The organism is Nitrospira sp., assembly GCA_030653545.1.
Taxonomy (GTDB): domain Bacteria; phylum Nitrospirota; class Nitrospiria; order Nitrospirales; family Nitrospiraceae; genus Nitrospira_D.
Map to the genome: position 1 here is coordinate 1 of JAURZE010000035.1, position 9,793 is coordinate 9,793.

The 9,793-nt window shown below is 52.4% G+C and carries 11 protein-coding genes and 1 pseudogene; all 12 read left to right on the forward strand.

Features of this window, described 5'->3' with window-relative positions:
- The first annotated feature begins 123 nt into the window (after nt 1-123).
- The 12 genes and pseudogenes from Q7U39_17745 (at nt 124) to Q7U39_17800 (ending at nt 9,791) form a co-directional block, all read left to right on the forward strand.
- Complete coding sequence (locus tag Q7U39_17745) at nt 124-1,257, forward strand: hypothetical protein (GenBank protein ID MDO9119805.1); 1,134 nt, start codon at nt 124-126, stop codon at nt 1,255-1,257.
- Between the two features lie 45 nt (nt 1,258-1,302).
- Nucleotides 1,303-2,247, forward strand: coding sequence for an HNH endonuclease (locus tag Q7U39_17750; protein ID MDO9119806.1), 945 nt, complete (start codon nt 1,303-1,305; stop codon nt 2,245-2,247).
- Between the two features lie 35 nt (nt 2,248-2,282).
- The gene (locus Q7U39_17755) at nt 2,283-2,612 is read left to right on the forward strand and encodes a nucleotide pyrophosphohydrolase (GenBank protein ID MDO9119807.1); all 330 of its coding nucleotides are present in this window, start codon (nt 2,283-2,285) and stop codon (nt 2,610-2,612) included.
- 96 nt (nt 2,613-2,708) lie between these two features.
- The gene (locus Q7U39_17760; GenBank protein ID MDO9119808.1) at nt 2,709-3,260 is read left to right on the forward strand and encodes a hypothetical protein; all 552 of its coding nucleotides are present in this window, start codon (nt 2,709-2,711) and stop codon (nt 3,258-3,260) included.
- Nucleotides 3,261-3,290: 30 nt separating this feature from the next.
- A complete protein-coding gene (locus Q7U39_17765; GenBank protein ID MDO9119809.1) occupies nt 3,291-3,704 on the forward strand; it encodes a hypothetical protein in 414 nt (137 codons plus the stop codon).
- A gap of 77 nt (nt 3,705-3,781) precedes the next feature.
- Nucleotides 3,782-4,129: a hypothetical protein gene (locus Q7U39_17770; GenBank protein MDO9119810.1), complete on the forward strand. Its 348-nt coding sequence runs from the start codon at nt 3,782-3,784 to the stop codon at nt 4,127-4,129.
- A gap of 306 nt (nt 4,130-4,435) precedes the next feature.
- Nucleotides 4,436-4,864 carry a hypothetical protein gene (locus Q7U39_17775; protein MDO9119811.1) on the forward strand — a complete coding sequence of 143 codons (429 nt, stop codon included), beginning with the start codon at nt 4,436-4,438 and terminating at the stop codon, nt 4,862-4,864.
- A 100-nt stretch (nt 4,865-4,964) separates the two neighbouring features.
- The gene (locus tag Q7U39_17780) at nt 4,965-5,390 is read left to right on the forward strand and encodes a hypothetical protein (GenBank protein MDO9119812.1); all 426 of its coding nucleotides are present in this window, start codon (nt 4,965-4,967) and stop codon (nt 5,388-5,390) included.
- A 705-nt stretch (nt 5,391-6,095) separates the two neighbouring features.
- Nucleotides 6,096-6,890 carry a hypothetical protein gene (locus tag Q7U39_17785; GenBank protein MDO9119813.1) on the forward strand — a complete coding sequence of 265 codons (795 nt, stop codon included), beginning with the start codon at nt 6,096-6,098 and terminating at the stop codon, nt 6,888-6,890.
- Nucleotides 6,891-6,950: 60 nt separating this feature from the next.
- A complete protein-coding gene (locus tag Q7U39_17790; protein ID MDO9119814.1) occupies nt 6,951-8,351 on the forward strand; it encodes a DUF262 domain-containing protein in 1,401 nt (466 codons plus the stop codon).
- Nucleotides 8,306-8,563: pseudogene (locus Q7U39_17795) on the forward strand (transposase). The gene Q7U39_17790 and the pseudogene Q7U39_17795 overlap by 46 nt, the downstream one beginning before the upstream one ends.
- A gap of 76 nt (nt 8,564-8,639) precedes the next feature.
- Nucleotides 8,640-9,791, forward strand: a complete 1,152-nt coding sequence (locus Q7U39_17800) for an IS30 family transposase (protein ID MDO9119815.1) — start codon at nt 8,640-8,642, stop codon at nt 9,789-9,791.
- Nucleotides 9,792-9,793: the final 2 nt, after the last annotated feature.

Consider the following 9,793-nt stretch of genomic DNA (forward strand, 5'->3'; position numbering starts at 1 on the left):
TGCCGGAGTTGGTTGCGGCGATCGACGAGTTCATTCGGCTCAATAACAAGAACCCCAAGCCGTTCGTGTGGACCAAAACCGTCGACGACATTCTGAAGAAGATCAAGCATTGTAAAGCCATGATTGAGACACCACACTAGCCGGGGCCTGGGAGGGGCTCAGGCATACAGCGAGTATTCACAGAAGGTTACAGACTTCGCAGCCATTCTTCCCAGCATTGTTGATGCCATCAGCACCGAGGCGCAGCGGTTCTATGACCAGCATTTCTCCACCGGAGATCCAAAACAAGTTACTCTTAAACTAGGCGTCACCACGCCACCTTCCTTTACGGGAACAAGCCAGCAGAGTAGCCAGTTTACGATTCCTGTCGTGGAGTTCGGCGTCCAGATCGGCGGCAAGACAGTCAATCGGCCACAGGCATTTCTCAACGAAGCCAAACTGACACAGCTTGCTCTATCTGTCCGTTTTGCTGCCTCGCTGGTGAATTTGCATGAGTCCGATCTCAAGCTACTTGTGCTCGACGACCTCCTGGTGAGCCTCGATATGAGCAATCGGATGAAGGTCGTAGAGATCCTCCTGTCCGAGACTTTTAGCGGCTACCAAAAGATCATCCTCACCCATGAGTTCGGGTTTTTCCGAGAATTCCGTCGCAAACTTGGCTCGGTGCACTCCGATTGGTGTTTTCTTCGTCTCGAAGGCAACGCCGATAGCAAGATCAAAACCAAAATCGAGAAAACTGACATCCAGAAGGCCGAAGAGTACCTTCACGGCTACAACCTCGACGAAGCCGCTCTTTGTCTGCGCAAAGCGTGCGAGGATACTGCCAAACGCTTCATCAATCACAACGAAGTCGTTGCCACCAAAGAGTTTGTTGGTCTCGCGGAAGCGTTGCGGGCCGCTCGTACCAAGGTACTATCCGAGTTGCCCGTCAACCTCTATGAAAAGGTCCTGCGCAACACACCGGATGCCTATCGTCAACTACTGGTCTCCTCAACAGACGACGACCTTGAAACCAACGCGGCGCTTGATAAGCCCACAAAGGGCCGCCTCAAAACCAACCGCGAGCGCCTCCGCCGTTTGGTCAAAGACGACAATGTCGAGCGTCTCCGGCAGGTCAAATTAATCGATGACATCCTTGCATGTACCGAGCGAGTCCTCAACCCAGCTGCACACTCCGGTAACCCACCGCTTTACGAAAAGGAGGTGCAGGATGCCTTGGCTTTAGTTAAACAGCTCGAATCTTCTCTCCTTGTATGAGTGCATGTATCTGGGAGAGTTGGAAACAGGTGACCTAATCATTCTATGAAGTTCTATGTCGGCGTAACAGACAACAAGTGGTTTGAGTTTCTTGCCAGCCGAAAACCTGATGAGGTCAATTTCTGGCGTCCCGGCGGAACCGGCTCATTTCAGGCAATTCCGCCTGGCGCGCCTTTTCTTTTCAAATTGCATAGCCCTGATAACTTCATAGTTGGGGGAGGTTTTTTCGTCAAACACTCCAACGTGCCGTTGTCCTTGGCATGGGAGGCGTTCGGAGAAAAGAATGGCGCTGTATCTCTTGAATCTCTGAGGGCGCTGATCGACAAATTCCGATCAAACAAGCCTCGCGAGCATGACCCCGTTATCGGCTGCACTATCTTAGCCAACCCATTCTTTCTTCCAAGGCAAGATTGGATGTCTGCCCCATCCAACTGGGCGCCGAGCATTGTCCAAGGCAAGAGCTATGAAACCGACGAGTCCATTGGCGCTGGAGTATGGGCTGAAGTTCAGGCCAGGCTTCGTATGGGTGACGCGGTAAAGCCTCCAGTGCTAGAGGGTGGCGCTTCACGGCAGGCCGAAGAGGTGGCTCGATATGGTGCTGAATTCTTAACAAGGGCAAGACTGGGCCAAGGAGCCTTTCGGGTACTTGTCACAGATGCTTATACTCGACGGTGCGCCATCACAGGCGAGCGTACTCTTCCTGCGCTTGAGGCCGCTCATATCAACCCGTTCGCGAAATCTGGTCCAAACCAGACGGCTAATGGTTTGTTGCTTCGTTCTGATCTGCACAAGCTGTTCGATCTTGGCTATCTCTCAGTGACTCCAGATTTAGCGGTCGAAGTGAGCAGGAAGATCAAAGAAGAGTTTGATAACGGCAGGGACTATTACGCCCTCCACGGCCGAAAGCTCGTAGTTGTCCCGCCGACGGTTAAGGACCGCCCTTCAGTTCAGTTTTTGGCATGGCATAACAGCAACGTGTATCTCGGGTGAGTGAAGAGAGGTCTCCAATGCTTAATGAAAGCGTCATGACAGCCTTGCTGGAGTTTCGGCGCAAACGAGACTGGGAGCAATTTCATAAGCCCAAAGAACTTGCGAGTGCGCTCACCATTGAGGCTAGTGAGTTGCAGGAAGTGTTTCAGTGGAAAACAGACGAGGAGGTGACGCGCCTTCTTAGCAGTTCTTCGCGAGAGAAAGTGTTGGACGAGATCGCCGACGTGGCGATCGTCTTGTCTTATTTGTGCCATGACTTGGGCATCGATTTGAATGCGGCAGTTCTCTCGAAGCTTCAAAAGAATGAAGCCAAGTATCCCGTTGAGAGGTCCTATGGTAACGCTAAGAAATATGACGAAAGATGAGGCGAGAGCTAGGGGCTGGATCTGGGGCTGGTAAGTGGATAGAAGCCGGAGAGTTCAGATCATGGAACCTGTACGAATCTTTGGAGTATTCAGAGTATGAGCAAGCCTAATTCCAGTCAAAGCGCAATAAGTGAGGATGAACAACGTCTCGTTCGTCTGTTTCGTTGTCTCACTAATGAGGCTCGTACCAAAACGTTGCAGCGTCTAGGTAATCGGTTGATGATGGAAGCTGCAATCGATCTGGATGTTTCTTCCTTCAAAAGTCCAGAAGAAGCTGCACGAGAAGAGTTGCAGGAAGAAATCGATGATCGTCTGAAACGGCTGATGCCAGTCCATTGTGTCCTGGTGGACTTACTAGACTATGACTATGATGTAACCGAGTATGGTTGGCGGGATGCAAGCATTTCCATCGCCGAAGTTATTCTGGGATCAGGGGAAAACGACGATGAGTTCGCCGATATGCTAGTAGACGCATATCTGCAAGGCGCAAATAGATATGATGTCCCATTACCCTGTGACTTTGCAGAGCCTGAGATAAGCCGAGCAGAGGCTGTCCAAGACATGCGTCAATACTTCCAGCAGGAGGCCTTAACGTTCATTAAAAAGTGGAGAGAGAACGTTATCCGACAGTTTGAGCAGGCACCATGATAAGCCCGCTTCTAAATTGGGAGACTGGATATGAAGCGGGATGAAATTTTGCGCATCATCGAAGAGAAGTATAAAGATTATTGTGACCGCATCGTTCAAATGGTTCGGGACCTGCCTGATGACTGTCGACAAAGCGGAGATGATTCAGTTCTTGAAGACGTTTGGGAGGAGTTTAAGTGCCAGGTGCAGCGAGATGAATCTGCCGTGTTTGGAGCCTATGAGGGGACCATCTCTGCAATATGTCAGAAGCTGGTGGATACACTCCCACAGCATGAACAGGATTTACTCTGGCAGGTATCGGACGGCTACTTCAATTGGGACGAACATTCCGGGCCTCCAAGCAAAACCGCTGATGTGGTCAATGAATTGTATAGCCGTGTTTGCACTCGGGCATCCGACGAGGATTTAAAACGGGATCCCGATGCGGAAGCGGAAGATGACTGAGTAGGGGGCAAGAGCTGAGTGCTCTTCGAAAGTACTGAATTGATATATACAGCTCAGGGTTGAGCCTGGAGGCTCCGATGTGGATCCTGGTTCTGATTATCTTTCTCCTCGCGGTCACTCCATCCTTTGCCGAACAAGGCTTCTCTGAACAGTACGAGCGCGACTACAACATCTTCAATCCGGCCAGAAAGTATGCGCCCGACAATCCGTTGAATCCTGCGCAGACCTACGCGCCGGATAATCCCTTTAACCCCGCGAACCGCTATGACCCCGGCAACCCGGTCAACCCCACGAATCGCTATGCTCCCGACAATCCGTTCAATCCCGCCAACCAGTACAACCCAGACAATCCTCTGAACCCTGCCAATCGCTACAACCCCACCGCGCCGTTCAAACCCCTGCCACCTTCAGGCAAGAATCGATAACACGACTCTCAGCGCTTTCCCGATCCGCATATTTGTAATCGCCCTCCTGTCCCGTTTGTAGGGCTCGGGCCATCATCATCCTTGCCGTTTTCTGCTCATCGGCCCTAATTCCTCATCGTGAGTGCTTCCCTCGACTGATCACCACCGAGTCACACACCCTTGCCATGCCATTGTTGAAAGCTCCTTCGTGCCGGGACACCAGAAGACGGGCCACCCATTGGGGCGCGTGAAGCGGTCGGGTTGAACAATATTTGCCGCGCACTTTCCGACCGCGACGCGGCACTACCCAACAGAAGGAGTTATCCGATGGAAACCACTACCCCCACATTCACGTACTTGCGTTCAAAACTCACGGAATGGCGGGCCAACGATCTGCTCGTGCCATCCGCAGAAGCGACCTGGGCGCGGTTTCAGGAAGTCGCCACCAATGAAATCCTTCCCGTCCTGTGCGAAGCACAAGACGCCTTGGAAGCCGCTGGACTGGAGGTGTCTGTCACGGCGTTGGACGAAGAGACTCGCTGCCTCGGCTTCTATGTCAACGACGTGGGGCTCTTCTTTGCGCCTGGAGAAGATGGCATGACGATCAGTTTCATGGCTCGGCGATTCACGGGAAAGGAACAAGGCTATGAAAGCCGCTTTCTCTATAAGCGGGCAAAGCCAGAGCCGTTGCGTCGGCTGGTTGAGGAGGCCTTACTCCGTCTCCTTGGGCCTCGCCGAGCCAACGCCATGAATTAATAAAGACGGATGGTGGCGCGGCTCTCACCGGAGAGTCGCGTCACCGATCTACATGTAGAAAGAGCCACCAAGAATAATGATCTGAGGACGGAGGAGAACCATGAACGACTGCAGTGAGTTAATGGGTTTGAGAGCAGCGATCCGTGCCGGTCAGGATCAAGGGGTTTTACCGGCCGACGCAGACGCAGGCCGACGGTTCCAAGTCCTGGCGATTGAGATCGCGGTGCCAGTCTTGAGAGAGCTGGTGAATACACTCTGTCTTGAAGGCGTATCGGCGCATCTACTAATGGCCATGGACGAGGTCACCCCGTATATCGGACTCGAAGTAGATATGCCACTCACGACACTCTGGATCTATCCATCCTTCACCGACCATGAGGTGCTGACCAGTATTCAAGGTGGCCGCTATCCGAACTATTGCAGCGTCCGGCACGTGAGCTATCGAGTGCTCACGCCAACAACCTTGGAGGCCATCCTGGTTGAACAATTGCGGTTGGTCCTCTGTCCACCGCAGCCGATCATGTAACCCTGCATTCGAAGGCAAAACACATCTCACTCAATGGAGAACCACCCCGACGCATACAAGGTCCTTCTATACAAACCTAAGGTGTCGCAACGCACACACTGCTATGCACAGATCGGGGAGTTTACAAACTGTATTGCTGTCTGATCCTGCTAGAACATCACGCCGAACTCCTGTCCCTCAGAGGCTAGAAGCTAGTAGTGGACAATCTCATCCGCGACGCGAAAGGCGGTACATTTGTTCATGTCATAACCCAACACAAACTCAACGATCTGACAAAACGACATAGCCCCTCCAGTCGATTCGCGGCGAGTGGCTCCACGTGGATACTGTGGCTGCTTATTCTGCTCAAAACAGCAGCCTATTATGTATGACGGAATCCAGCCACTCAAAATGCTACAAACCAGACAACCTAACTGACCAAGGCTACCTGGTTTGTTCGAGTCTTGAGAGACTCCCCGACTCCGGTAAGGACGGGCGCTGGATTGATGTTTTCTCGCTGTCCTGAACGGCTGCTGCCGAAGTCCACGACCGACGGCTATCTGGGCTGCTTCCGGTTTCAGCCACACACCTAACTCGCTGTCTTTCAAACCGGCAGCAGCCCACTTCGGCAAGCTATTGACCACACGTTTTCAAACGAATAGAGTTCCCGTAGATCCTATTCAATGAACTGCTCACACCACGAACCTAGAAAGTACGGACACCTTAATGCCTGAGAGTAGTGAAGCTCGGCCAAATTATGGAATGAAGGTCAGACGACTCAATCTACCTATCCACGCGCTCTCACAACTGCCAGAAAACGAACGTACTTTTCTGCTAATGGCTGGTCACATGCAAAATGAGTTTGTGGCACTACACAAAATCTTTGCTTGGTGCGTCTCGCCAGGCGTCGGCGCTACCCGCATCGAACATATGGTTAACGGGTCACAGGGATTCATGGTTGCGAAGATCCTTGCAGGCAAGCTACACGAGGGGTGGCAGCTGCTAAACAAGGCCTACTTTTCTTCGAAGCTCTCGCTTACGCTGACACCATTGCTTCATGAACCGACTCGGCTCTCACTCGACGGCCTAAAGTCATATTTCAGCAACTCGAACCTAATCTATGCAGTTCGCAACTCCTTTTCGTTCCACTATTCAGCAGAAGAGATTGCTCGTCATTGGCACGAAGCAGCTAGCGAGCCAGACTTCGATCTCTTCATCGGAGGCGAGTATGGAAATACCTTCCATCAAGCCTCTGAAACTGCAGTTAATATGGCAATCCTAAATCAAATCAACCGAAATGATAAGGCCGCCGCCCTAAAAACGTTTTTGAATGACGTTCAGAATGCCACACATCTATTCAACGATTTTCTCGATGGCGTTATGGTTGTGATCCTCGAAAGATGCTTCCGCACAAGTCTATCGGGTCTAGGAGTAGAAGAGGACGTGCGCCCAACTCTAGGAATTGACGACATTAAGATCCCGTTCTTCTATGTGCCCCCGAATGCCAGATCAGGAACCTGAACTCACGGTCAGCCAACACTATGCCGGCAAATATATGTTGCAATAGGAGCAGGCAATACAATGATTCCTCGCAAATCAAGCATTGGCCAAATGTTGGGTGAGTATGAACGCAGACACATAATTCTCCCTGAGTTCCAACGCCCATATAGTTGGGAAAAAGCCCAAGTAGCTACATTCTGGGGGGATTTACACTCGTTTTCTGAGAGATACCAAAAGCATCCCATTGATGCGTCATATTTTCTCGGCCCGGTGGTTGTGATCGAAGATAAAGAAACCATCAAGGTTTTGGATGGGCAGCAACGACTTGCCACTGCAACAATATTGCTAGCGGCCCTGCGAAATGTTGCTCGTGAGTGTCACGCAGCAAGTCCCTTTAACGACTTGGATTACTTTGCGAGAGATATTCAACGCGAAGTTATTGAGAAAAAAGATTCGGTTCCGTTGGGCTACTCATTGACATTAAGCGAGTTGGATGAACCATTTTTCTTCCAGAGGATTAAGTCCGACCCTCCCTTAGCAAGCAAGTCCAGCATACGCTCACACCAACTCATACAACATGCTTATGACTATTTGTATGAGCAGCTCAAGGGGACAGTGCAAGGCAAGAAGCCTCAGGAGCAAGTGCGCGAACTAAAGCTGATGAAGGAAGCCCTGACAAAGGGCGTACTTCTTGTTGTCATCGCTGTTGAAGACGAGGAAGACGCCTTTGACATTTTTGAATCCCTGAATGACCGTGGCCTACGTCTATCGGTGCCCGATTTACTCCTCAACCTCTTGCTCAAACGATGCAATGACTCAGGATCTAAGCAAATGGTCCGTCAGACCTGGAATGCCCTGATCCAGCAAATGGGCCTGCGAGATGTATCTCGCTTCTTAAGGCACTTTTGGTTATCCAAGTACGGCGATTTGAAGGCAAAAGGGCTGTATGCGGAAATTAAAAGCCATCTTAACTCGCACAAATTGACTAGTATTGAATTCGCCCAGACATGCTCTGAATCGTGCGAAGATTATTTGAAACTCCTCAACATAGATAAGTCATTGCCCAAAGAGGCTATTAAGAATGTAGATGGTTTAGTTCGATACTTGGGTGTCCAAAATGGTCTTCCCCTGCTTCTTGCAGCCTACCAGTGTCTTAACCATTCAGATTTCATAAAGCTTGTAAAGGCAATGACATCACTTTACGTGCGGCATACTCTGATCGGAAATCAGAATCCACTTGAGTTAGAGACGGTGTTTTATGATGCAGCTCGCGAGCTTCGCGCCCAGAAGGATTCGAAGGTCTCTAGCAATAAAGCATTCTCTGCAGCAAAGGCTAAGCTTTCAAAAATTAATCCTACCGACGCCTTGGTTAAAGTGGGCTGCTGCCGGTTTCAAAGACACCGAGTTAGGTGTATGAAGGAACCCGGAGGTAGGTCATGGAGCGACGGAAGTTTACGCGAGAGTTCAAAATTGAGGCGGTAAAGTTAATCCAGGAACGCGGGGTGACGGTGGTGCAAGCCGCGCGGGATTTGGGCGTGCATGGGACGGTGTTGCGCCGATGGGTGCAGGAGTCTGCCGCCGACGCGGCGCAGGCCTTTCCGGGCCAGGGGCAGATGAAGCCTGAGCAGGCGGAACTCGCCCGGCTCCGCCGTGAAGTCCTCAAGTTAAAGGCGGAGCGCGATATTTTAAAAAAAGCCGCGGTGAGTTCAACCGATCAATGCAACACCCTCTGGGATACAGTGGAGTGGGAGGGTGATTCTGATGGGACAGATGGGACGTCCGGGCATGTCTGCGGCCCAGAAAGCTGAACTCTGGCAGCGATGGAAACAGGGACAGTCGTTGAGTGAGATCGGGCGAGCGCTCGGCAAGCACGCTGGATCGGTTCATGGCGTGCTGTCCTCACAGGGTGGGTGCATCCCTCCCACTCGCAGGCGGTCGCGCTGGGCGCTGACACTGGCGGAGCGCGAGGAAATTTCGCGGGGCCTGGCGGCCAATCGCTCCATCCGGTACATTGCCGCGACGCTTGGTCGCCCACCATCCACGGTCAGCCGTGAAATCACCCGCTGTGGGGGAGTCCCTAGGTATCGTGCCGCTGAGGCTGATGCGCGAGCCTGGGACCGGACACGCCGTCCCAAGCCCTGTCGACTCGCCGCCTCCCCCATGCTCCAGAGGATCGTGGCGAGCAAATTGGCGTTGGAGTGGTCGCCCGAACAAATCGCCGGATGGCTCAAACGGGAATTCCCAGGTCAAGAGGCGATGCACGTCTCCCACGAAACAATCTACCGCAGTCTGTTCATCCAAGCCCGGGGCGTGCTCAAGAAAGAATTACTGAGGCATCTCCGATCCCGACGTCGGATGCGACGAGTGAAACACGCAACTACGGCGGGCCAACCGCGTGGGCAGATCGTGGATGGCATCTCCATCCGTCACCGTCCTGCTGATGTGGAAGACCGAGCCATTCCCGGTCACTGGGAAGGGGATCTGATTACGGGCTCACAGAATACGCACATCGCCACCCTGGTGGAACGGCAGTCGCGCTTTACGATGCTGGTGAAGGTGCCGGGGAAAGACACGGTCAGCGTGGTGACAGCGCTGAGCCAGCAGGTCCGACGCCTGCCCTCGGCCTTGCGCCGGTCGTTAACCTGGGATCGCGGGATGGAATTGGCCCAGCACAAACGTTTCACGGTTGATACCAGCGTGCAGGTCTATTTTTGTGACCCGCAAAGTCCGTGGCAGCGGGGGACCAATGAAAATACGAACCGCTTGCTGCGTCAGTATTTCCCGAAAGGCACCGACCTGTCACGCTACTCGCAGACAGACTTGAACAAGATCGCGTTACGATTGAATCAACGGCCGCGGAAGACCTTGGGATTTCAGACGCCAGCGGCTATATTGGACGCAGGTGTTGCGCTCACCGGTTGAAC